Source organism: Paenibacillus sp. FSL R5-0914 (genome assembly GCF_038004525.1).
Taxonomy (GTDB): domain Bacteria; phylum Bacillota; class Bacilli; order Paenibacillales; family Paenibacillaceae; genus Paenibacillus_AQ.
Window position 1 is genome coordinate 649,283 of the sequence record NZ_JBBORH010000002.1, and the last position, 23,481, is coordinate 672,763.

Sequence of the window (23,481 nt, forward strand, 5' to 3'; positions counted from 1 at the left end):
ATCGTTTTTTTGGTGTGTGAACAATAGTTTGTTCTTATTTGTCAGCTATGGTGACTTGGCCTGAGCCATATGTGTCAAACCAGCCTTTAATCGTGTTGAAATCACTGCTGAATGACAGTGCCAGCTCTAATAGAATTCGGGCATGAGCTGCGTTCAGATTATCTCCGGCAATTATGCCATCACTTGAAGCATAGTTGGAACCGGAACCCGTACGCGTGGTAGACACGAAGATAACTCCGTTTTCCTTAATAGCTTTCGTACGAGCTTCTCCCATAGCTTTAGATACGCCGCCAGCCCCTGTGCCTGAAGTTACAATACCTTTTGCTCCATCTTGAACAAAACCTGTAATTGCCCCAGAACCGGCATCTTGATAAGCATAAGCAATTTCTACCTTAGGCATATCACTGCTCTTAATCTTTGTTAGATCGAATGGCGTTGCCCATTTGTCAGCGGTCAATAGTGCTCTGGAATTCGCTCGATAAATTCTTATATTATTCTCATCGATATATCCGAGGATTCCTAGTTGTGGAGATTCAAAAGTGTCTGTACGATAGGCATTCGTCTTGGTAACCTCTCTAGCCGTATGAATCTCGTCATTTAGCATGAGCACAGTACCGTAATATTTCGTCTTTCCGCTAGCTGCTAGTTTAATAGCGTTAAATAGATTGGCCTGAGCGTCACTTCCGATAACTGTCCATGGACGCATAGAGCCAGTTACTACGACAGGTTTGGAGCTACGCACTGTAAGATCAAGGAAATATGCAATTTCCTCCATCGTATCCGTACCTGTAGTAACAACGATGCCATCTTGGGTTTCTAGTGCTTTATCTACTTTTAAGGAGAGATCGTATAGTTGTTGCATGGTATACGAGCCAGAGCCTGCATTCCCAAATTGATAGCTAGTTACATCGGCGAACTTTTTAAGGTTAGGCAGTGCTTTAACCATATCTTCCATTAACAAAGTCCCGGCTTTATAGTTCTGGAAGCTGGTCTCATCCACAGATTTACCGGCAATAGTTCCACCGGTTGCTATGACTTGGACCTTTGGAAGCTTAACCGTTCCTTCAATCGTTTGGGTAACCTCAGCGGCGTAAGTGGTAGAAACGGGAAGCATTGTTGTAGCAGAGAAGAGTAGAGTGAAAGAGAGTCCTGCGGCAACAGTAGTTTTGGCGAGCATTGATTGTAATCCATTCATAGATGTAACCTCCCATTTGATATGTATTCTCACATTCATGTTATTTTATATTACATAAACGTGATTCATGATTGGATTATATCTATGAATATATTATAATGACAAGTTTACTAACATATTAATAAAACGCTTAAATACACTATTAATAAAGAATATCTATTGATTTCTTGTGTATGCTATGAATTTTATTATATTATTTTTAAAGTGAAATATAATATTAATGTTATATTTTATTACATAATAATAGAGATGAATAAATAACATAATGCCGGACAATCTTTATGAGATTGTCCGGCATAGTTATTAGAAATACCTGACTACTTATCTTTTCTAGAGACAAGTAGTTTTTGAATAAAGACATGGGTAGCCATGGAGGAGGAGCTTTCTTTATGGCGAATGATGGAGAATTGTCTTTCAAGATGATGTTGTCTGATGGGAAGCTCACAGATTTCACCACTTGCTAATTCTTTGCGCACAATCCATCTGGAGAGCATCGCGATTCCCAAACCGGAGGCAACAGCTTCCTTAACTCCTTGACTACTGTTGAAGACATAGGATCTTTTGACAGAAATCTCTTCTGCTTGAATGAAATGATCACTGAAAGCACGCGTTCCAGAGCCAAGCTCTCGCAGAACCCAAACCTGATTTTGTAGCATCCCTTGCTCCACAGAGACTATTTTTGACAAAGGGTGGTTGGCCGGGGAAACGATAATCATCTCGTCCTTCATGTAAGGTGTAACGATCAGATCATTCTCATGGGCTTCTCCTTCGATAAACCCAATATCCAATTCATTGGCTCTTACCCCACCAATAATTTCTTCAGTATTACCGATCGTCACCTGAAGCTTGACTTGTGGGTATTGATTTGCAAATTCCGCAAGTCTTGAGGGTAATATATACTCTCCAATCGTAAAGCTCGCACCAATATGTATACTGCCAGTAACCTCATCCTGTAGCATTTGTATTTCCTGATGAGCTTCTTCGAAGTGGGCCAATATTTGTTTGGCGTGGTTATAAAGTATTGTACCTGCTTCGGTTAATTTTACTTGTTTCGGAGATCGGTGTAGAAGCTTTGCGCCTAGTTCATTCTCAAGATTCCGGATATGTAGACTGACACCGGGTTGAGATAGATTCAGTAATTCTCCTGCTTTAGAGAAATGACTTTGCTCAGCAACTGTAACGAAAACCCGTAATGTATCCACAATCATAGAATTCCCTCACTAAAAGTCTCGAATGTATTTAAAGTTCCTTATCAAGCACGAACTGAGCTTTCTTCTGCGAAAATCCAATACGTGTATAGAAACATACCGCATCTTCTCTAGTTTGGTTGGTGCGCACTCTTAATTTGTTCACTCCAATTTGTGCTGCCCAGCGTTCACAGGTTTCAACAAGTTGTCTGCCGATCCCTTCTCCGCGATACTGCCCATCGACCACCAGACCACAAATTTCAACAAAGGGCGGAGATTCAATTAACATTCGCACATTGGCGTGAATCCATCCGATGAATTGGCTATCCGACTCTGCTACATAAATAGCATGATCTTTACGATTTCTGATATCTTGAAGTCTATCTGCTAGCTGTTCGATATTTAAAGGATATCCGAGCTCACTGGATAGTTTTGCAATATCTTGTGTGTCTTTAAATGTAGCTGTCCTAATATGTATGATCATCCGCCACCTTAAAAAAATGTTGTTTCATGCTGTTTTTTATTATAGTTCATCTCATTCAGAGGAACATCTCTATGTGCATTACTTCGTACTATTTCGATAAGTGGATGGGGATAGACCCATCGTCTTTTTGAAATATTTAGAGAAATGAGCCAATTCCATGCCGACTTGTTCCGCAATATCTGAAATGCTGTAATCTGTGTAAGAAAGCTGTCTTTTAGCGTGCTCCATACGTTTCAATTGAACATAGGCCATTGGAGTCACCCCCATGAATCTTTTGAAATAAGGTATAAAATAGTTCGGGTGCAGGTGGACAAGCTCTGCTAGTTCATCAATCTCTATGGGCTTATTTAGACAATTATCGATGTAATGGAGCACATGAGCCAGCTTACCATGGTCTCCGGTGTGTATGAATTGCGTCATAAAATCTGTATGACTACTGTCGCTCGATTCAAGACAAGTGGCAATGAGATTAAGCAAACAAGCCTGTGTGCGAAGGATAGATAAGACATCGTCTTTTTGAAATTGTTCGATCATCTCCACGAAAATTGCCCTTATTGAATCTGGATTTGGCGAATCACAGATGTATAATTTTTTCTCCGCATGGAATAAGGGCCATTCTCCAATGTCAGCATCAAAGTGGCAGTAATAACGGATATAGGGATCATCAATAGAAGTTTCGGTAGTTTGTGTGCTCCCCGCAGGCATGATCATTAGCTGACCTGGCTTCGGATAGTAGGTAATCCCGTTTATAATTACTTTCCCCTCACCCCCATCAATAAAATATAGCCGATTAAAAGCGGGGGTTTCCAGCGTGCGGTTCCATCCGGGATATCTATTACTAAGTTGGGCATGGGTCACAGTAACCTTGAGATTCTGCAGGAGACGTCCTGATAAGTTCCCTGAATTGTTCATCATTTAACTCCTTTAAAGCTTTTGTATCCTCATTATAACGGTTTCATTTAACTAAAACATCTTACTTAAATACAAATAGTTCTTAATTTCGATCATGTTCATGTCCTTAAATAAAGTATATCCTCTAACCATAACCATTAATAAGGAAGTGATCAGAGATGGGTACAGTTCGTTATGGGATTATTGGTATTGGAAATATGGGAACCGCACATGCGCAAAGTCTGCTGAGTGAGATTAAGGGGGCTGAGCTTACAGCCGTATGTGATATAAGAGAAGAACGTTTGAAATGGGCTGAAGAGCAGTTACCTGAGAATGTTAGGAAGTATTCTACGCCGAAGGAATTATTCGAGTCACGTATCATGGATGCGGTATTAATCTGTACTCCGCATTATGATCACCCTACACTTGCAATCGAAGCTTTTCAGCATGGTTATCATGTACTAGTGGAGAAGCCGGCAGGTGTTTATACGAAAGCTGTTCAACAGATGAACGATGCTGCAGCACAGTCTGACCGCAAATTTGGAATCATGTACAATCAGCGTACAAATCCTTTGTATCAGAAGCTGAGAGATCTTATTCAGTCTGGTGAGTTAGGTGAGATCCGCCGGACGAATTGGATTATCACCGACTGGTATAGATCGCAGAACTACTATAATTCTGGTGGCTGGCGGGCGACATGGGCGGGTGAAGGTGGCGGGGTATTGCTTAATCAAGATCCTCATCAGCTAGATTTATGGCAATGGACGACAGGCATGATGCCGAAGCGGATAAGAGCATTTTGCCACTTTGGAAAATATCGCAACATTGAGGTTGAAGATGATGTAACCGCTTATGTGGAATACGAGAATGGCGCTACAGGTCTGTTTATTACTACAACTGGAGAGGCACCGGGAACTAATCGTTTTGAAATCAATGGCGATAATGGAAAAATCGTAGTGGAAGACGGGAAGCTAACCTTTTGGCGTTTACGTACACCGGAGCCGCAGTTCAACGCAGAGTTCACGGGAGGTTTCGGTAGTCCAGAATGTTGGAAATGTGAGATACCTGTACAAGATGGCGGAGGGGAGCAGCATAAAGGAATTCTACGGAACTTTACGAATGCCATTTTGCATGATGAGGCATTACTTGCTCCTGGGGAGGAAGGGATTAAGGGGCTAACCCTTTCAAATGCCATGTATTTATCGGCTTGGACGGACAATTGGGTGGAGCTTCCGATGGATTCGGATTTATTCTACGATAAGCTGATGGAAAAAGTAAAAAACTCGACTTTCCAAAAGGAAACCTCAGAATCTAAAACATTGAATGTTAAAGGAACTCATTAAATCGAAAGAGAGAGGTTGAATCCTATGAAACGTTCGATGATTGCGGCTCAAATGTACACGTTACGTGATTATACTCAAACTGCGGAGGATTTAAGATCAACTTTTCAAAAGGTATCGGCAATGGGTTATGAGAGCATTCAGATTTCATCCATTGGACCGATTAATCCGATGCTCGTTAAAGAATATGCAGATGAAGCGGGGCTGGCTATATGTGCGACCCATGTGTCCTGGAATCGGTTAGTGAATGATCTGGATGCGCTTGCCGCAGAGCATAAGCTGTGGAATTGCAAATATATTGGACTTGGAAGTTTACCAGAAGAATTTCGTACGGGACTTGAAAGCTACCGGTACTTTGCGAAATTGATATCTGAAATTGCAATAACATTAAAAGAACAACACGGTTTGCAATTTGTTTATCATAATCATGATTTTGAATTTGAACGCTTTGAAGGTACTACTGGAATGGAAGTACTGCTCAATGAGACTGATCCATCAGTTGGTTTCATACTTGATTTATATTGGGTGCAGGCAGGTGGCGCGAGTCCGGAAGAATGGATACGTAAAGTTGAAGGCAGAATGCAGGTTGTGCATTTAAAGGATATGGCGATAGTTGATAGGAAACAGGTTTTTGCTGAAATAGGCGAAGGAAACATGAACTATGCGGAGATCATTACTACTTGTCGTGAGACGGGTGTTGAATGGTACGTAGTGGAGCAGGATGTTTGTAGACGTGATCCTTTTGAGAGCTTAGAGATGAGTCTGCGCTATCTCATTAGCTTATTATAGAATCGATAAGAAACCATTAGGAGGATTCTGATGAATAGAATAGATGGGATGACCTATGCACCCACATATGAAGCTAAACCTGTAGTGAAGCCAGGTGAATTCATCATCGCAGCTATTGCACTCGATCACGGTCATATTTACGGGATGTGTAATGGGCTGGTTGAGGCTGGTGCAGAGCTGAAATGGGTATATGATCCGGATGAAGAGAAAGTTAGAGCATTCATAGCCAAATATCCTGGAGTTAGGGCTGCTGAGTCTATGGATGAAATAATGGAAGATCCAGAGGTTCGCTTAGTTGCAGCGGCAGCTATTCCTTCAGAACGAGGCCCCTTAGGAAATAAGGTTATGGCTCACGGGAAGGATTATTTTACGGATAAAACCCCCTTTACAACACTTGAACAACTGGATGATGCTAGAGCTATGGTCGCAGCAACCAATCAGAAGTATATGGTTTACTATAGTGAGCGTCTTCATGTTGAAAGCGCAATCTATGCGGGACAGTTGATCCGTCAGGGGGCTATTGGTCGTGTTCTTCAAGTCATTGGATTAGGGCCGCATCGTTTAAATGCATCTAGCCGTCCAGAATGGTTTTTCGAGCGGGAGAAATATGGCGGAATTCTATGCGATATTGGCAGCCACCAAATTGAACAATTTTTGTATTATACAGATTGTCAGGATGCTTCAGTTGTTCACAGTAAGGTAGCTAATTATAATCATTCGTCTTACCCTGAATTGGAGGACTTCGGTGATGCGACGCTTGTTGGGGACAATGGGGCAACCCAATACTTCCGTGTAGACTGGTTTACGCCAGACGGACTCGGAACCTGGGGAGATGGACGTACAATGATCATGGGAACTGAAGGGTACATTGAACTGCGCAAATACAGCGATATCGGGCGTTCAAATACACCGGATCATGTGTACTGGGTGAACGGGGAAGGGGAGCATTACGAACATGTAGCTGGAAAGGTTGGATTTCCGTTCTTTGGTGAACTTATCCTCGATTGTCTGAACCGGACGGAGCTGTCCATGACTCAAGCACATGTCTTCAAAGCTGCTGAACTATGTTTGAAGGCTCAAGCCCAAGCGATGAATCTAACTCCTAATCAACTAAAATAGCGAATGGAATAATGAATGGAGGTGGTAAAGATGAACAAACTTGGAGTAGCGATTATTGGCTGCGGGGCGATATTTCCTCTCCATGCTAAAGCAATATCAGCAATAAAAGATGTAAATCTACTTCTAGTTGCAGATATTGATGCTGATAAAGCTACACGAGCGGGAATAGAATATGCCTGCGATGCCACTGATGATTATAGAGAAATATTAAATGATAATCGTATTGATGTTGTTCATCTCTGTACACCTCATCATCTTCATGCAGAAATGGCTGAAGAGCTATTACGTGTGGGGAAGCACGTGTTAACTGAAAAGCCAATCGCCGTGGACCTTCCTTCAGCCATGCGCATGCTGAAAGCAGCGCAAGTGAGCTCCGGCCAGCTTGGTGTGGTGTTCCAGAATCGTTATAATGATGCTTCCGTTTATATTAAGAAGACTATAGATTCTGGTGATTTAGGGAAACTGCTTTGTATGAAAGGTGTCGTAACCTGGCATCGAAACGAAAGTTACTACAAAGATAGCAATTGGAGAGGAAGGTGGTCCACGGAAGGCGGAGGTGTTCTAATTAATCAGACCATTCATAGCTTGGATTTACTACAGTGGTATGGGGGGGAGATTAAATCCGTGAAAGGCAGTATTACCACGGATGTGCTTGATGGCGTCATTGAAGTAGAAGATACTGCCCATGCTTGTATCGACTTTGCCAATAATGTTCGCGGGCTGTTTTATGGCACGAATACCTATCTTGAGAACTCTCCGGTGGAGTTGGAGCTAGTTTTTGAAGAGGGGACGCTTAACCTCCGTCGAGAGCACTTATATCTTTGGAAAGATGGGAAGGAAACCTTGGTTTGTGAGCCTATTTTCAGTCCTGCGGAAGGCAAATCGTATTGGGGGACTGGGCATAAGAGACTAATTGAGGACTTCTATGACCATATTTTCAGTGGATCAAAGTTTTGGCTAGATGGTCCTGAGGGGATAAAGGCGCTGGAACTGGTGAAGCGTATTTATAGCTCATCGCAGAGGAACAAATAAGTCATAAATATAGCGAAGGCTGTTCCATATGTAGATTTATCTACGAATGAGGCAGCTTTTTCGTGTTTAGTGACTTCCCGCATTTGGTTAAACACTAAGAAGACTACGACTTGCAGAGGAAGATGGATTTGATTAATTCTCCTTAGTGGAATAATCTAAAGTAAGTATAGGTTATTAACAGCAAGATATCTGGAGGGTGCATACAATATGGAGAAAATACTACTGAACATTAGAACGAACACCAAGCTAATTTCCATTGTGCAGACCATTGTTTTTATCTTTGTCATATTATACGTACTGATGTTTCTTTCTGGTGGATTATTCACCACCTTTTTTATTATGCTCATTGCTTGTTTTGTTAGTGTAATTGCTGCTTTACTCATGCTAATTCGAAAAAGCTTCTTATGGGCAATTGTTGATCTTGCTGCTGCGGGCGGTATGTTCATTTATTTTATTTATAATGCTTAACTGTTATTAATCCTTGCAAGAAGCGGGTTTATGGCTGTAGCATAAGTTCCTTAACCTGGAGGACTTATTTCTCTCTTTTTTGCAAGCTTTTAAATAATTTATTTTTTTCATATAATAGTAGATATTAAATTTATAAATAATTGTAATACACTCGGATAAGGGTATAATTGAGACAGAAAAGGTGTGACGCCTAAGAAGGAGCGCCCACATCCTTTCTGCAAAATTCAGGGGATAAGGATGGTAATAATGGGCAAAAGTGCAACTGAAACAGACGTCATTTTAATTGGTGCTGGAATCATGAGTGCGACTTTAGGAACACTTTTAAAAGAATTAGTGCCGGATTGGAAGATTAAAGTGTTTGAAAAGCTCGAAAATGCAGGTGAGGAAAGCTCTAATGAATGGAATAATGCAGGAACTGGACATGCGGCGCTCTGCGAGCTTAACTACACTGTCGAAAAATCCGACGGAACTGTAGATATAAGTAAAGCCATCCAAATTAATGAACAGTTTCAACTTTCAATGCAATTTTGGTCTTATTTGGTAAATCGTAAGTTGATACATAATCCTCAGGACTTTATCATGCCCTTGCCCCATATGAGTTTGGTACTAGGGGAGAAGAATGTAGCTTTTTTGAAGAGAAGATTTGAAGCGCTATCAAAAAATCCTTTGTTCCAAGGAATGGAATTTTCCGATGACTCTAGCAAATTAATGGAATGGATACCGCTTATTATACAAAATCGTCCATCGAATGAACCTATAGCAGCAACAAAAATCGACTCAGGCACAGATGTTAACTTTGGTGCTTTAACGCGTATGTTATTTGATCACTTAAAGAGTAAGAATGTAGATCTCCATTATAAACATAGTGTGGATGGAATCAAACGTACTAGCGATGGGTCGTGGGACTTGAGAGTGAAGAACGACAGCGGTACTATTGAACACCACACTGCAAAATTTGTCTTTGTTGGTGGCGGGGGAGGAAGCTTGCATATCCTGCAAAAATCCGGTATTCCTGAAGGGAAACATATTGGCGGATTCCCGGTAAGTGGAATATTTATGGTGTGTAATAAACCAGAAGTTATAGCCCAGCATCATGCAAAAGTATACGGTAAAGCTAAGGTTGGAGCGCCTCCAATGTCTGTTCCGCATCTGGACACTAGATTTATTGACAATAAAAAATCGTTGTTATTTGGACCGTTTGCTGGATTCTCACCAAAATTTTTAAAAACCGGATCAATGTTTGATTTGATCACTTCCGTTAAACCGGATAATCTCCTAACGATGCTGTCGGCAGGTGCAAAGAACATGTCTTTGACCAAATACCTGATCGAGCAAGTGTTGTTATCGAAAGAAAAACGCATGGAGGAATTACGAGAGTTTATCCCGAATGCCAAAATAGAGGATTGGGATCTAGTTGTAGCAGGCCAACGCGTACAGGTAATCAAAGATACAGAGGATGGCAAAGGTATCCTTCAATTCGGTACAGAGGTAATTAGCGCCGCAGATGGTTCGATTGCAGCATTGCTTGGGGCTTCCCCAGGTGCTTCTACGGCTGTTCACGTGATGCTTGAAGTACTTAATAAATGTTTCCCTCAGCATATAAAAGAGTGGGAACCGAAAATTAAAGAAATGATTCCTTCTTATGGCCTGTCACTACTGGAAAATCCAGAGCTTTTGCATGAAGTGCACACATTAACGGCAACTACATTGGGTCTAGGTGGAAAAGAGCGAGTGCATAGTTAAGCAATGATCAATCGCTCGAAAGTATGATAATTGACAGAGATTTTCTTCAAGAAAGCCTATGGATTTCATTCATAGGTTTTTTGTTTAGGAATTCGAAAAGAAAGAAGGGGGGATGAATGTGAAACGAGGCATCATTTTTAAAATTCCTAATGAATTCGGGAAAATACTTGGAGATCTACTAAAGCCATTTAATACCGAAACATTCAATTGGTATATAGGTGGCGAGGAGTCTTATTTTATCCAAAACGATACAATAGGGGAGCTCATGTTCCATGAAGAAATATATGGAATGGACGGCAGGGTTTTGAAAGAACTTTTGGAGAATAATGAATATTATATTATCTTTGCGAACTTCAAGGCTTTTCCACAAGAGAAGGACGTAATAGATGTTCAGACCTATGAGGAGTTCTTAAATAGTGATTGCCAGCTTGTACTTTTAGTCGTCGATTGTGAATATGCTACAGTTTATTGTAAAGATCAGGGGATGCTTGAAGCACTGTGTCATAACGCAATTTCAAGTGGATATGAAGATGTTCAGTACATTACGAATGAAAATGACTTCAGAACAAGATTATCAGTATGGTAGAAGGAAACCGTAAGGTTAATTTGACGAACAAATCATTCATTTGTTACAATGACCCCATCAATTAGGAAAAGGATGAGGACGATGGTTCGTCGTTTGAAACGGTTTAAGAATGTCGCTACTGTATCAAGCTTCTAAGTATAAATGCTATAAATTACTTAGAAGCGAGGGAAAAGAATGAAACAACAGTTGTTTAACCACTGGTCAGAAACGAAGTATTTAAAGGATATTGTCACCAACCCAATGATTGAGGTAGGGGATTACTCGTACTACTCTGGTTATTACGATAGTCATCATTTTGAAGACGGGTGCGTCAGATATCTTTGGGGAGACGAAACGTCAAGAAAGTTATTTAACCCGATCGAAGATTTTGGGTGGCATTTAGATAAATTGATTATAGGAAATTATGTTTGTATTGCAAGTGGTGTAATTATTTTAATGGGTGGAAATCACAATCATCATCCTGAATGGATTACCGTGTATCCTTTTGTGGACCAGATTGAAACCTCTTACGAACCTAAAGGTGATACGATCATAGAAAGTGATGCCTGGATTGGGATGAATGCAATGATTATGCCAGGTGTGAAAATAGGTGAAGGTGCTATTGTTGCGGCAGGCTCGGTTGTTGTAAAAGACGTTCCACCATATACAATAGTAGGTGGCAATCCTGCTAAAGAGATTAGAAAACGATTTACAGATCGTGAAATCGAAAAGTTAAAGGAAATGCGTTGGTTTGATTGGAAACGTGAGAAAATTGAACAAGCTACGTCTATCTTTTCAAGTTCATCGATTGATCAATTATATGAGTTTTATCTAAGAGAAATAAAATCATAACACAATCACAACAGGCTGCCGCAAATATTCGGCAGCCTGTTCTTTTATCAGTTAAGGTAGTTTAACAATAATTGTTCTTTACCAGATTAATCCTAATTAGTATGATAATATGAATGGGCTCATCTAATCTCTTGGGAGGAAAGTGTGCTAGATATATGAAATATATTGAATTTGGTCTAGGTAATACATGGTTTATTAGAACCGAAATGGAGTTACGGGATGGAAGTGGAAACTATGGATAAAATATTAAATGAAATAGCCAATTTGATAAGCAGTGAGGAAAAAAGAGTTACTATTGGGATTTCGGGTCATGGTGCATCTGGAAAGACAACATTTGCCCATAATCTTTTAAAGCTTCTGGGTCATGAGAAAGTGAATTATATGAATACTGATCCCTATATTATCGGCTCTCATCTTAGAAAGTACACTGTAATCGATTATGATTATAACAATGAACGTCATCGTAATAAAATGACAGCTTGTCATCCTTCTGCTCATAATATATCTGCTCTAGAGAGAGACATCCGAATGATGCGAGATGGTTTAGATTTTTATACAATAGACACCAATTATTTAAAGAGTGCAATAATAGCTTCACAAAACAGAGTGAATATTGTAGAGGGCATGAGCGTTGCTTTTACAGACCCGAATTTGTTTGATCTGAAGGTGTACTTATATACGGATGGAGACACTGAATTGATGAGAAGGAGTATACGTGATGTCTCTGAAAGAGGAACAGACATCAAATATTTAAGAAAATCTCATGAAGACCGTAGAATTCAATATGAGTTATTTATGCATCCTTTTCATCGAAACTTTGATATCATTATAAAAAATTCCAATGAAGGTTATATTCTTGAAAATGAATTCAGGAGGGAATTATGAATCTTGCAAATAAAGTAACAATCGCCAGAATATTATTAATCCCCATCTTTATAGTGCTTTTCTCAAAATATCCTGATTGGCCAGAGGGGATTTATTATGCAGCTATTGTTTTTTTACTCGCTTCAGCCACTGACAAACTAGATGGTTATATTGCTAGGAAGTATAATCAGGTTACGAACCTTGGAAAGTTACTTGATCCATTAGCGGATAAGTTGCTCATTTCTGCTGCGTTGATTCTACTGGTAAGTCAGCAGATGTTATACGCATGGGTTGCTTTAGTTATTGTAGCGAGGGAAGTGATCATTACAGGGATTAGACTTGTTGCTGTCACTCAGAAAATAGTGTTGCAAGCTGATCGATACGGAAAAATTAAAATGGTATCGCAAGTTGTAGCAATTACTGCAGTTATGTTCACAAACCATCCATTCACCCTTTTTACGAATATACCTATCGATCAAATCCTAATCTATATTTCACTAGTCATAACTATCTATTCAGGATTTAACTACATAAGAAATAACTATCGTTTTTTAAAATTAGAAGCATGAGCTCGATAAAAAGGTTGCTGAATAACAAATAAATAAAGGCGAATTCTCACTCCATTTCGAGTAAGAATTCGCCTTTATTTTATGTATATCCTCGTGCTTTTTACTTAATAACGTCAATATATTTATGAGATTTACTGCAAATAAACCCATAACCCTTGCATGTGTATGCCAAGTCTAAGCTCAAATCCGAACTATTGACACAAAAGTGTATTACACGTATAGTACATAAATAAGATGTATGAACCACTTAGTACACACACTTAGTATATGGAGTTGGTTGTATGACAGAAGAACAAAAATCAGGTGTCAGCTTTAATATTCGAGAACCGGTATATATTCAAGTTGTCCGTTACTTTAAAGAACAGATTGCTACAGGGCAAATCGGAGCAGGAGACAAGATTCCTTCACGTCGTGAACTGGCATCAGTAATGAAGATTAATGCGAACACGGCACAGAAGGCATATAAGGAAATGGAGGAACAGGGTTTGATCGTAACAGAAGGAAATTCCCCAAGTCGAATTACACAGGATCAGCAAATACTAAGCTCGATTCGTGCTGAATTAATCGAAAGTGCAGTGGATATATTCATCGGTTCCATTCGGAATATTCAAATTCCAGTTGAAGAACTGGTAGGCATCATAAAGACAAAATATACATCAGAGCGATCTCCAGAGGGTGGTGACACAAGATGATCCAAGTGAATCAGATGGTGAAGAATTACGGATTCAAGAAGGTACTAAATGGCGTTAGCTTCACTGCTGCCAAGGGAGAGATCACCTGCCTGATCGGAATCAATGGTGCCGGAAAGTCAACGGTGCTGAAGTCCATCATGGGACTGACACCGTACAAAGGTGAAGTCTTAATCGATAATGCATCACTAATACCTTCGATGTATGAGAAAATGACTTTTATTCCAGATTCGTTAACGATGCCCTCCAATATGCGAATTGCTGATTGCTTCAGCTTTATGGCTGACTTTTATCGGAATTGGAACGCTGAACGTGCAGAGGAATTGCTTAAGTTCTTCCAACTGAGCTCTAAAGATCGCGTGTCTTCATTGTCGAAGGGGATGGCTGCGAAGTTAAATTTGTTGCTCGGACTTGCCTTGGATTGTGATTACATCCTAATGGACGAACCGTTCTCGGGGATTGATATGTTCAGCCGCGAGCAAATTACTGATGTGTTCACGAGTGAATTGATCGAGGATCGTGGTGTGATTATTACAACTCATGAAATTAACGATATTGAGCATTTAATTGATAAAGTGGTCTTGCTACAGCATGGGAAGGTAGAACGTGAATTCTACTGTGAAGAAGTTCGCGAGCAGGAAGGTAAGTCCATTACGGACGTAATGAGAGAGGTGTACATGAAATGAGAGCTTTTGTGAAGCTATTGAATTTTGAAATGAACCGATTTGCCAAAATATATTTTGGACTCCTGGTGCTGACAGTCGCCTTGCAACTTGTAGCAGTCACCCTCGGTGCTAATCATTGGCTGGATTCTGCGAATGAGGCAATGAGAGTGAATCAATGGACCCTTGAGCAATATCACAATGTGACTGGATATATTCAGCTAAACAGTATGATGTATGCTCGCTATAATGGACTTCTATATTTCGGACCCATATTTTTGAGCATCACAGTGTTGCTAATATATAGCTGCTTCATCTGGTACCGTGACTGGAGAGGTAAAAATACGGTAGTATATCGCCTGCTCACGTTGCCATCCAATCGGGCGAATTTGTATTTTGCCAAGCTGGTTACGATCTTGCTATTCGCATTTGGACTTGTCGCCCTGCAAATTATCCTTGTTCCACTGGAGCGTTTGATAGCACAGTCGATTCTTCCTGCTGAATTATATCGGAACATCTCGGTATTTGATTTTTTGAAGTATCCTACTGTGCTTAAAGTTCTGGTTCCGCCCTACTTTTCTGAGTTTGTACTATACTATGGACTGGGCATTATTGGCTTGATCGTCTTGTTCACAGTGATTCTAATCGAGCGGAGCTACAGACTGAAAGGGATTGGCTTTATCGTACTATATTTAGCGGTTCTGGCTGGACTAGCCTCAATACCATTTCTTATGGGTTATAGCAGTTACGATAGCTACTTCTATCCAGGTGAAATCATAGGCGCTTGTCTCGGATTAATAGTGATCATTGTTGGAGGTTCGCTTTGGTACAGCTTGTATCTATTGCGTAAGAAAATATCGGTATAATTGAAGGGGGATGGAGGTTAAGGAATGAGAAAATATATGGTTACCGCCGTTCTTGTAGTGTTCGCGGTTGTTACAATCGGGACTTATTATGTACAAGCTTCACAAGAGACACCACCTAATTATAAGCTGACGACGGTTCAAGGGGATGCTTCCCTCGTTGAAGGTATAGCTGTATACGGAAACTACATGATTAAGGATAGTACTTTTGGCATCAAACGAGCTTATATCACGACAAATGGTACAGATTATCCAGATGAAAAGTCTGCGATTAGCCAGAGTTTAAATCGAAGACCAATGAAAACGCAATTGGATCAGTGGATTGAAGAGCATCGTCAGTTCATGCGGGGTAAGACAAACACATCTGGTTTCTATGAGAATGAGGAAATGCTTGCTTATGTTAAGGCGACAGTAGATACGAAGCGATCAAATGATTCATCAGCGAAGAGAAATGCAAAGCTTAGTATTTCTGTACTCAACAAGCAGAAGAACAATACGCTTGAAATCACATCCGATATCAATGTAGATCATGATATTTCAGATATGTATGTACAAAATGTACAGCTTATTGATCAGCAGCTTGTTGCTATGGTGTTTATGAATCACAGTGCCAAAGGTTATGTATCTGAACCGCAGATCCTCCGTGTCAATCTAACCACAAAAGAGATTAAGAATGAGCCGCTCGCGTTACCAGGCGGTAAATCTGTAGCGGCAGACGGGGATACTCAATATGCATGGCTAGCCAATCAAAATCTGGAGCACACTGAGCAATGGATTTTAAGGATTAGTAGAGATAATCATAGAAAGGCATATCAAGTGGATGTCAAGACAGGGCAAATCTCGCCGCTCACGTTCCAAGGGCATGAAATGTTATTGAATAATATTATGAATGCCTATGGACAGAAAATTTATTTCCTGCAAAAAGCTGTATCGAGTAAGGAAAATATAGGATTCACTGTTATTTCTTACGATCTCGTGAGTAAAGAATATGAGACTACTCTGAAGAATACAAATATAGATTTAAGTGAAAACATTACCTATGCTTTTAAACAAGACCATCTCTATATTATGGGGTATAAGAATTTCAAAGGTAATCGTCTATATGTATTCAATTTGACAAGCGGTAACCTTGAGTACGAAGGAAAAGTAATATCAACAGAGGCCGCCAAGCAGGCTGAAGATGAAGCTAACATGGATTTGAATTTTATCGATCTCGGTCAGTTCTAGAATTATTTTTAGAATAGAAAATTAGATATAAAGAGACATAAAGAGATATAAAAAGGTGACAAAGGCCGGGCTAATGACTTTTAATAGTCGATTAGCTCGGCCTTTTTAGTCGTGAAATATAAAACAGTCATTAAACACTATTTTTCGATTAAAATATATTGTAAAACGATAAACTATATGTTAGATTCAATTTTGAAAATAACTTTGTGAGGTGTGTTTTATGAAACTTGGATCAACGCTTTTTTTAAGGATAGCTGTTGTTCTTATTGGACTTCCAGTTCTTGCCTTGTGTATAATTTTTGTGCCTGCGATTTCGAATTATGCAGCAGAATTATACCCTGATCAAACCTATATTAAATATCTCTTGTACATTGATTTGTATGCATCGGCGATACCTTTTTACTTTGCATTGTATCAAGCGATCAAATTGTTAGGGTATATTGACAACAACAACGCTTTCTCAGAATTATCTGTAAAGGTATTAAAAAATATCAGGAACTGTGCAATTGCAATCAGTGGAATTTATGTAGTGGGATTGCCACTTTTCTATCTCGTCGCGGAGAGAGATGATGCCCCAGGGTTCATTGTCATTGGGGTGGTTGTGATTTTTGCTTCCATGGTGATTGCAGTGTTTGCTGCGGTGCTCCAAAAGCTTTTGAAGGAAGCTATTGATATAAAATCAGAAAATGACTTAACGGTCTGAGGAGAAAACAATGGCGATTATTATTAATATTGACGTGATGCTGGCTAAAAGAAAAATGAGCGTGACCGAGCTTTCGGAGCGGGTTGGAATAACAATGGCTAACCTGTCTATATTGAAAAATGGAAAGGCGAAAGCGGTTCGATTATCAACATTAGAGGCGATCTGCAAAGCTTTAGATTGTCAGCCTGGCGATATTTTAGAATACAAAAGTGACGAGGAGACTTAAGAAATAAATGAATAGTAGAGGCAGGGCTCTTTTCTCAATCTTTATGAGAAGGGGGCCTTTTTGATGTGCAATAATTGGAGGTGAAAAATAATAAGGGAATATATTAATGATAAAAAATAATTGTAATACAATCAAAATATATTGAATAACGATAAATTATGTGATAAATTGAATCCAGATTATTAACTTTGTGAGGTGCAGTTTATGAAACGAGAAACACTCTTTTTAAAGATAGTTGTAATTCTTATTGGACTTCCGGTTCTTGCTTTGTGTATTTTTTGGTTACCTACGATACCTAACAAGGCAGCTGGAGATTATCCGGTGTATTTGGTTTATCCCGTTCTTATAGGGGTGTATGTAACAGTGATAGCCTATTTCGTAGCTTTATATCAGGCGTTAAGACTTCTAAGCTATATTGACAAGAACAAAGCGTTCTCAGAACTATCCATTAAGGCTTTAAAAAATATAATTTACTGTGCAATCATCATCAGTATCTTATATGCGGCAGGTATGCCACTTATTTACGAAATGGCACAGGAAGCCGATGCACCAGGTCTAATCGTACTTGGACTTGTCATGACTTGTGCTCCAATTGTGATTGCGGTCTTTGCTGCTGTTCTTCAAAAGCTCTTGAAAAATGCCATAGAAATAAAATCAGAAAATGACTTAACAGTCTGAGGTGAAAATAATGGCGATTATAGTGAATATTGACGTGATGTTAGCTAAAAGAAAAATGAGCGTTACAGAGCTTACAGAAAGGGTTGGAATAACAATGGCCAATCTTTCTATATTGAAAAATGGAAAAGCAAAAGCGATTCGACTATCAACATTTGATGCGATTTGTAAAGCTTTAGAATGTCAGCCTGGAGATATTTTAGAATACCTAATGGACGAGGATGCTTAAATCGTAATGAGTAATCGACTCCGCAGATAGAAAAGAACAGCATTGCCTGGAAAGGAGAGAGCATCATTGAAATCAACAACGCAGTTTCTGCATTTTGGCTATCATCAGGCGATGAGTTGCATATTTCCTATTGCGATCTTTGGGACTTTAGCTCTCTCTAACGTAATAGATCTGCCTTACATTTACCGATATGATGCCATTCTTATTATATTGCTTACCGTTCAATACCTTATGTACCGTACTGGATTAGAGACGCTAGATGAAATTAAAGTCATCTGTGTATTTCACATTATTGGTTTGCTGTTGGAAATTTATAAGATAAGAATGGGGTCATGGTCATACCCTGAACCCGGGCTAACCAAGGTGTTTGGAGTGCCACTGTATAGCGGGTTTATGTACGCGAGCGTCGCGAGCTATATGTGTCAAATTTGGCGTAGACTGAAAATGGATATGACGGGCTGGCCGGGAATTGCTGCTGCTGGATCGCTCGGAGCAGCTATCTATCTGAACTTTTTCACGCATCACTTCATTCCTGATTTTCGCTGGTGGCTAAAGGGGCTTGTACTCATTGTTTTTTGGAAGACTTGGATCATTTATCGGGTACGAAACACTACTTATCGGATGCCCTTGACACTGGCTTTTTTCTTAGTAGGTTTTTTTATCTGGTTAGCTGAGAATATCGCTACATTCTTTAATGCTTGGAAATACCCAGATCAGAATCAGGTATGGCATGTGGTTAGTGTCAGTAAGATCAGTTCATGGTTCCTTCTGGTCATTATTAGTGTCATTATAGTTGCTCAGCTTAAACATGTTAAAGCTAACCGTAACGCGAAAGAGTAGAGTATTGTCTTCAAAGGAAATAGTAGTACATGGAGTAAGAACAAATTAGTGATGAGGGGGAGATGAGATGGACTATACAGATTTAAAAGAATTGCAGGATGTGTTTTTCTTTGGTCTAATAGAGCCGGAGGTAAATCAATTAAGGTTATCTTTTTGTAAAAGCAAAGCTAGTGATATAGCTGAGCCTCTTATGGATGGTGAGAAAAGCTCTCCCATAATACAAGTTGATTTTCACTCCTATATTGCATATTCGATTAGAAATGAATTCTTTACTTCTTGGGATGATTACGAGGAATTTGACGGAAAAACATTTAGGATTTATAAGAAATCAAGGTATCTTGATTTTATTTCTAATGGAATATTCGCATCAAAGGATTTTCCAAAACCATATAAGCACTATGGGATCTGTTGTATTGACCATGTCGTTGATATTATTTCAACATCGGAACCAGTTGTAAGGGAAATTATATAGATCTGAATTTCTTTCCAGAGGATAGAGGAACCAGCTGATTGCACATGCTTGTCTTTTTTAACGATTAGAGTTATTATGGATTTTCAAAGTCGTTAATGGAGGTGCTGAATGAAATATTCCCAAGCGACAGACTATGCGCTTCATGCAATGCTTTATCTGGTGACGGCGGCGTCCGATAAGCCTGTAGGCGTTCAATTACTTGCTGAGAAGCTGGGTGTTTCACAAACCTATCTGTCCAAAATGATGACCAAGCTAGTCAAGGCTGGATTGATTCAATCTGCACCCGGTGCAAACGGAGGGTATCGTCTCAGACGGAAGTCCGAAGAGATCTCTTTTCTGGATATTATCCATGCGATCGAAGGGACTGCATCTTTGTTCGAATGTAGCCTGGATCACGGTAGCGAGTGCCTGATTCAACAAGTTGTGATTGACGCTGAAAGACAGATGGAGCAGTACTTGGAGAACAAGAAAATTGCAGATTTGGCGAAAACAATGAAGACGGAGTAAAGATCCGTTCTTTTTTGAATATAATTAAAGATAATATAAGTCCGTAATGACTTTAATATAAAGGAGAATGAAATATGACGGAATTCTGGGAATCAAGCTTTATAGAAAAACAAACGATGTGGGGATTTGAACCTACAGACTCTGCGATCGCCACTAAGGATTTTTTCCTTGAGAGGAATGTTAAAGACATATTGGTACCAGGGATTGGATATGGCAGAAATGCAAAGGTTTTTATAGAGAGTGGGATAAATGTAACGGGTATTGAGATTTCTCAAACAGCAATTGATTTGGCGAGGCAAAATGGAATTGATATTAGCATTTTTCATGGTTCAGTGAATGACATGCCGTATGATAATAACCTCTATGAGGGAATATTTTGCCATGGTCTTATTCATCTGTTGAATAAAAGTGAAAGAGAAAAGTTCATTAAGGATTGCTACAACCAGTTAAACCCAGGTGGTTATATGATTTTTACAACAGTTTCGAAAAAAGCTCCTATGTTTGGAAAAGGTACTCTATTGGATAAAAATTACTATGAGACAGATTATGGCGTGAAAATATTTTTTTATGATGCTGAATCCATTACACAAGAGTTTGAAACCTATGGACTAGTTGAGTTCTCTGAAATTGATGAGCCGCACAAGGACATGATCAATAAACCGTCGATAAACTTTTTAATGGTAAAATGTAAGAAAGAACTATAGAAAAATTTCGACATATCGAAGATAATATTTCAAAAGAAGGCAGGTATTATATTGATGAGCAATATTATTGATTATTACTCTAGCTTTGATGAGTGGGGCAGGCTGGATAGAGAACCCTTAGAGTTCATTATTAATCTCCATTATATCAAGAAATATATGCCATCAGCTGGGAAGGTGCTGGATAATGGCGCAGGACCCGGTAAATACGCGATGGAACTGGCTAAGCTCGGATATACAGTAACCCTTTCAGATATCACACCTAAATTAGTTGAAGTAGCAACGGAAAAGGCAGCTGAACTAGAATTAACTGAGCAATTTGACGGGTTTCATAACTTAAATGCTATTGATTTAGAAGGAATACCTAATGAGAATTATGATGTTTCATTGATGCTCGGTCCTTTGTATCATTTGCAGAAGGAAGAGGAACGAATTTTAGCAGTAAAAGAGTTGCATCGCGTGACCAAGCAAGATGGCTTAGTATTCGTGGCTTTTCAAAGTCGAATGAGAATGACCATTAATTCGTTACAATCCCCGCAGCAGTGGAAACCGAACGATAATATGAACACCATCAATGAATTCTATGAGAGCGGAATCTTTAATCATAGTGACAAGGGCCGATTTACAGGTGCTTATTATTTTAACATTGATGAGATTCAGCCTTTCATGGAAAGGAATGGATTTGAGTCGATAGATTTAATTGGTTCATCAAGTATTGCAGCCATGTTATCTGCAGAGCAGCAACAGTATTGGACTCACCAAGAGGGGGAAGAGAGCTTGATTAACTTTCTCATATCCAAAGCAAATGATCCCTCAATCTTGGGCATCTCATCCCATTTGTTATACATCGGTAAAAGAAAATAAAAAAGAGCGCCAGTTTCTTAACTGGCGCTCTTAATTTTATAAATGACAGACTACTTTACAAATGTAGTGTGTAGCGGTTCGCTTTACTCAACCCGCGGATCATTTCGATTTCCTCCGAAGACAGTGGGGCTGACTTAGCAGCCGTTACATTATTCTTCAACTGCTCCATACTACTCGCTCCAGGGATAATAACCGCTACAGACGGATGACCAAGCGAATAATGAAGCGCAGTTTGTGCTAGGGGGCGAGTGTGACTCGTTGCGTGCACAAGCTGATCATGCAACTTCAGAATCTCCTCACTACTGTAATCTAAGTACTTCTTCTCTGCCTTGCTGCGGCCATTCTCCGAAAGGATGCCACCCGCCAAAGGACCCCGGGCAATTAGACTGATCCCATGCTCGGCCAGCAGAGGGAGGATTTCCTCCTCAGGACGTCGATCTAAAATGCTGTATTGGCTCATTACACTGACAATATTTGATTTTTTTACATATTCTCTAATGACATTAGGTCGTATAGAAGAGATCCCATAATATCGGATTAGACCCTCTTGCTTAAGTTCTTCAAAGGCTTCAATAGTTTCATCTATCGGATCATCAATCGTTCCGCCATGCAGCTGATACAGATCGATATAATCCGTTTGGAGGCGTCTTAGGCTGTCTTTGACTGCGGATTTAATATAGGATTTTGATGGATCCCAGCTCCAGCCTTCTTGACCTGGAATTCTGCGGTTACCCACTTTTGTACTCAATATCACCTCACCGCGGCGGTGGCGAATCGCCTTACCAATGATCTCTTCATTACGACCCTCATCATACAGATCGGCTGTATCTAAAAAGTTAATGCCTTGATCGAGCGCTTCATGGACGATGGAAATGGCTTTTGCCTCATCCGTACCTAAGGACATGCATCCGAGTCCTACTTCACTTACATATAAATCGGACTGACCCAAACGATTTTTATTCATAGGTTGTTCCTTTCTAATTCCGTTGTTTGTTATATTATAACGCCTTAAAGCATCGAATTCGAATGTAAATGAATGATTTCCTTTGACATTATAACCTAGAAGCATTATCGTCATAGCATATGTTATTTACTAGATGATGATGGATAGGGAGAGACTTGAACATATGGAACAAGCAATGTTTGCAGGTGGTTGCTTTTGGTGCATGGTTACACCGTTCGAGGAGTTACCAGGTATCCAAGGGATTGTATCAGGATATGCTGGAGGATTAACCGAGAACCCAACTTACGAAGAAGTCAAAACAGGAACAACAGGACATTACGAGGTGGTACAAATTACGTTTGATCCAGCGCTTTTTTCATACGAGAAGCTGCTTGAATTATATTGGCCTCAGATTGATCCCACGGATGATGGTGGACAATTTCAGGATAGAGGAACACAATACCGGACAGCCATCTTTTACTATAACGAAGAACAACGTTTAGCAGCCCTTGGATCGAAGGAGCAGGTTGCTGTGAGTGGCAGATTCTCAGGACCCGTTGTGACGGAAATCCTTCCAGCGCCAACCTTTTATCGAGCGGAAGAATATCATCAGGACTATCATCACAAGAATCCCAAGCATTATAAAGAGGATCGTGAGCAATCCGGACGGGATACCTTTATCGCTAAACACTGGTAATTGCAGAAACGGAATTTCTAAAGTAAAAGAGCATCCTAAGTCGTTCATGGCTTACAGATGCTCTTTTTGCATCATATACAAATTT

30 protein-coding genes are annotated in these 23,481 nt (G+C 39.8%); 25 read left to right on the top strand and 5 right to left on the bottom strand.

What is annotated here, in order from left to right; all coding sequences use genetic code 11:
• Nucleotides 1–34: 34 nt before the first annotated feature.
• From MKX60_RS19155 to MKX60_RS19170, 4 genes are all read right to left on the bottom strand, one after another.
• Nucleotides 35–1,195 carry an asparaginase gene (locus MKX60_RS19155; protein ID WP_076286350.1) on the bottom strand — a complete coding sequence of 387 codons (1,161 nt, stop codon included), beginning with the start codon at nt 1,193–1,195 and terminating at the stop codon, nt 35–37.
• Between the two features lie 317 nt (nt 1,196–1,512).
• Nucleotides 1,513–2,403, bottom strand: coding sequence for a LysR family transcriptional regulator (locus MKX60_RS19160; RefSeq protein WP_076285838.1), 891 nt, complete (start codon nt 2,401–2,403; stop codon nt 1,513–1,515).
• A gap of 31 nt (nt 2,404–2,434) precedes the next feature.
• Nucleotides 2,435–2,866 (bottom strand): GNAT family N-acetyltransferase, encoded by a 432-nt coding sequence (locus MKX60_RS19165; RefSeq protein WP_341060680.1) that lies wholly within the window; start codon nt 2,864–2,866, stop codon nt 2,435–2,437.
• 78 nt (nt 2,867–2,944) lie between these two features.
• Entirely contained in the window at nt 2,945–3,781 is an 837-nt protein-coding gene (locus MKX60_RS19170) for a helix-turn-helix domain-containing protein (RefSeq protein ID WP_305953478.1), read from the bottom strand.
• A gap of 155 nt (nt 3,782–3,936) precedes the next feature.
• Between MKX60_RS19170 and MKX60_RS19175 the strand changes: the two genes are divergently transcribed.
• The 24 genes from MKX60_RS19175 to MKX60_RS19285 all read left to right on the top strand — a co-directional run bounded on the left by MKX60_RS19175 (nt 3,937) and on the right by MKX60_RS19285 (nt 21,756).
• Nucleotides 3,937–5,100, top strand: coding sequence for a Gfo/Idh/MocA family protein (locus tag MKX60_RS19175; RefSeq protein ID WP_076285835.1), 1,164 nt, complete (start codon nt 3,937–3,939; stop codon nt 5,098–5,100).
• 24 nt (nt 5,101–5,124) lie between these two features.
• Nucleotides 5,125–5,886, top strand: a complete 762-nt coding sequence (locus MKX60_RS19180) for a sugar phosphate isomerase/epimerase family protein (RefSeq protein WP_076285834.1) — start codon at nt 5,125–5,127, stop codon at nt 5,884–5,886.
• A 30-nt stretch (nt 5,887–5,916) separates the two neighbouring features.
• Nucleotides 5,917–7,005: a Gfo/Idh/MocA family protein gene (locus MKX60_RS19185; RefSeq protein WP_076285833.1), complete on the top strand. Its 1,089-nt coding sequence runs from the start codon at nt 5,917–5,919 to the stop codon at nt 7,003–7,005.
• Nucleotides 7,006–7,035: 30 nt separating this feature from the next.
• On the top strand, nt 7,036–8,037 hold the full coding sequence (locus tag MKX60_RS19190; RefSeq protein WP_341060681.1) for a Gfo/Idh/MocA family protein: 1,002 nt from the start codon (nt 7,036–7,038) through the stop codon (nt 8,035–8,037).
• Between the two features lie 207 nt (nt 8,038–8,244).
• The gene (locus tag MKX60_RS19195) at nt 8,245–8,505 is read left to right on the top strand and encodes a hypothetical protein (RefSeq protein ID WP_076285831.1); all 261 of its coding nucleotides are present in this window, start codon (nt 8,245–8,247) and stop codon (nt 8,503–8,505) included.
• Between the two features lie 246 nt (nt 8,506–8,751).
• Nucleotides 8,752–10,248, top strand: coding sequence for a malate:quinone oxidoreductase (locus tag MKX60_RS19200; protein ID WP_042187913.1), 1,497 nt, complete (start codon nt 8,752–8,754; stop codon nt 10,246–10,248).
• A 112-nt stretch (nt 10,249–10,360) separates the two neighbouring features.
• Nucleotides 10,361–10,834 carry a DUF2691 family protein gene (locus MKX60_RS19205; protein ID WP_341060682.1) on the top strand — a complete coding sequence of 158 codons (474 nt, stop codon included), beginning with the start codon at nt 10,361–10,363 and terminating at the stop codon, nt 10,832–10,834.
• Between the two features lie 174 nt (nt 10,835–11,008).
• Complete coding sequence (locus tag MKX60_RS19210; RefSeq protein WP_076285829.1) at nt 11,009–11,665, top strand: CatB-related O-acetyltransferase; 657 nt, start codon at nt 11,009–11,011, stop codon at nt 11,663–11,665.
• A 155-nt stretch (nt 11,666–11,820) separates the two neighbouring features.
• Nucleotides 11,821–11,907: a DUF3977 family protein gene (locus MKX60_RS31725; protein ID WP_445670769.1), complete on the top strand. Its 87-nt coding sequence runs from the start codon at nt 11,821–11,823 to the stop codon at nt 11,905–11,907.
• Nucleotides 11,900–12,550 carry a uridine kinase family protein gene (locus MKX60_RS19215; RefSeq protein ID WP_341061134.1) on the top strand — a complete coding sequence of 217 codons (651 nt, stop codon included), beginning with the start codon at nt 11,900–11,902 and terminating at the stop codon, nt 12,548–12,550. The genes MKX60_RS31725 and MKX60_RS19215 overlap by 8 nt, the downstream gene beginning before the upstream one ends.
• Nucleotides 12,547–13,098, top strand: coding sequence for a CDP-diacylglycerol--glycerol-3-phosphate 3-phosphatidyltransferase (gene pgsA / locus MKX60_RS19220; protein ID WP_341060683.1), 552 nt, complete (start codon nt 12,547–12,549; stop codon nt 13,096–13,098). Before MKX60_RS19215 ends, pgsA begins: the two co-directional genes overlap by 4 nt.
• 281 nt (nt 13,099–13,379) lie before the next feature.
• Nucleotides 13,380–13,790: a GntR family transcriptional regulator gene (locus MKX60_RS19225; protein WP_341060685.1), complete on the top strand. Its 411-nt coding sequence runs from the start codon at nt 13,380–13,382 to the stop codon at nt 13,788–13,790.
• The gene (locus tag MKX60_RS19230; protein ID WP_076285825.1) at nt 13,787–14,473 is read left to right on the top strand and encodes an ATP-binding cassette domain-containing protein; all 687 of its coding nucleotides are present in this window, start codon (nt 13,787–13,789) and stop codon (nt 14,471–14,473) included. Before MKX60_RS19225 ends, MKX60_RS19230 begins: the two co-directional genes overlap by 4 nt.
• A complete protein-coding gene (locus tag MKX60_RS19235; RefSeq protein ID WP_076285824.1) occupies nt 14,470–15,315 on the top strand; it encodes a hypothetical protein in 846 nt (281 codons plus the stop codon). Before MKX60_RS19230 ends, MKX60_RS19235 begins: the two co-directional genes overlap by 4 nt.
• 24 nt (nt 15,316–15,339) lie before the next feature.
• Complete coding sequence (locus MKX60_RS19240) at nt 15,340–16,539, top strand: hypothetical protein (RefSeq protein ID WP_341060686.1); 1,200 nt, start codon at nt 15,340–15,342, stop codon at nt 16,537–16,539.
• A gap of 220 nt (nt 16,540–16,759) precedes the next feature.
• Complete coding sequence (locus tag MKX60_RS19245) at nt 16,760–17,242, top strand: DUF2975 domain-containing protein (RefSeq protein ID WP_076298949.1); 483 nt, start codon at nt 16,760–16,762, stop codon at nt 17,240–17,242.
• A gap of 10 nt (nt 17,243–17,252) precedes the next feature.
• A complete protein-coding gene (locus tag MKX60_RS19250; RefSeq protein ID WP_042127458.1) occupies nt 17,253–17,468 on the top strand; it encodes a helix-turn-helix domain-containing protein in 216 nt (71 codons plus the stop codon).
• 204 nt (nt 17,469–17,672) lie between these two features.
• A complete protein-coding gene (locus tag MKX60_RS19255; protein ID WP_339271072.1) occupies nt 17,673–18,146 on the top strand; it encodes a DUF2975 domain-containing protein in 474 nt (157 codons plus the stop codon).
• 10 nt (nt 18,147–18,156) lie between these two features.
• On the top strand, nt 18,157–18,372 hold the full coding sequence (locus MKX60_RS19260; protein WP_042187934.1) for a helix-turn-helix domain-containing protein: 216 nt from the start codon (nt 18,157–18,159) through the stop codon (nt 18,370–18,372).
• A 66-nt stretch (nt 18,373–18,438) separates the two neighbouring features.
• Nucleotides 18,439–19,212 (top strand): DUF817 domain-containing protein, encoded by a 774-nt coding sequence (locus tag MKX60_RS19265; protein WP_339271074.1) that lies wholly within the window; start codon nt 18,439–18,441, stop codon nt 19,210–19,212.
• 67 nt (nt 19,213–19,279) lie between these two features.
• Nucleotides 19,280–19,684 carry a hypothetical protein gene (locus MKX60_RS19270; protein ID WP_341060688.1) on the top strand — a complete coding sequence of 135 codons (405 nt, stop codon included), beginning with the start codon at nt 19,280–19,282 and terminating at the stop codon, nt 19,682–19,684.
• A gap of 108 nt (nt 19,685–19,792) precedes the next feature.
• Complete coding sequence (locus tag MKX60_RS19275; protein ID WP_042127470.1) at nt 19,793–20,191, top strand: RrF2 family transcriptional regulator; 399 nt, start codon at nt 19,793–19,795, stop codon at nt 20,189–20,191.
• Nucleotides 20,192–20,265: 74 nt separating this feature from the next.
• On the top strand, nt 20,266–20,895 hold the full coding sequence (locus MKX60_RS19280; RefSeq protein ID WP_341060689.1) for a class I SAM-dependent methyltransferase: 630 nt from the start codon (nt 20,266–20,268) through the stop codon (nt 20,893–20,895).
• Nucleotides 20,896–20,949: 54 nt separating this feature from the next.
• Entirely contained in the window at nt 20,950–21,756 is an 807-nt protein-coding gene (locus MKX60_RS19285; protein ID WP_341060691.1) for a class I SAM-dependent methyltransferase, read from the top strand.
• A 55-nt stretch (nt 21,757–21,811) separates the two neighbouring features.
• Here the strand turns inward: MKX60_RS19285 and MKX60_RS19290 are convergent, their stop codons facing one another.
• Nucleotides 21,812–22,720 (bottom strand): aldo/keto reductase, encoded by a 909-nt coding sequence (locus MKX60_RS19290; protein ID WP_339271080.1) that lies wholly within the window; start codon nt 22,718–22,720, stop codon nt 21,812–21,814.
• A 163-nt stretch (nt 22,721–22,883) separates the two neighbouring features.
• Here MKX60_RS19290 and msrA point away from each other — a divergent pair, with 163 nt between their 5' ends.
• Nucleotides 22,884–23,396, top strand: a complete 513-nt coding sequence (gene msrA / locus MKX60_RS19295) for a peptide-methionine (S)-S-oxide reductase MsrA (RefSeq protein WP_076285815.1) — start codon at nt 22,884–22,886, stop codon at nt 23,394–23,396.
• Nucleotides 23,397–23,481: the final 85 nt, after the last annotated feature.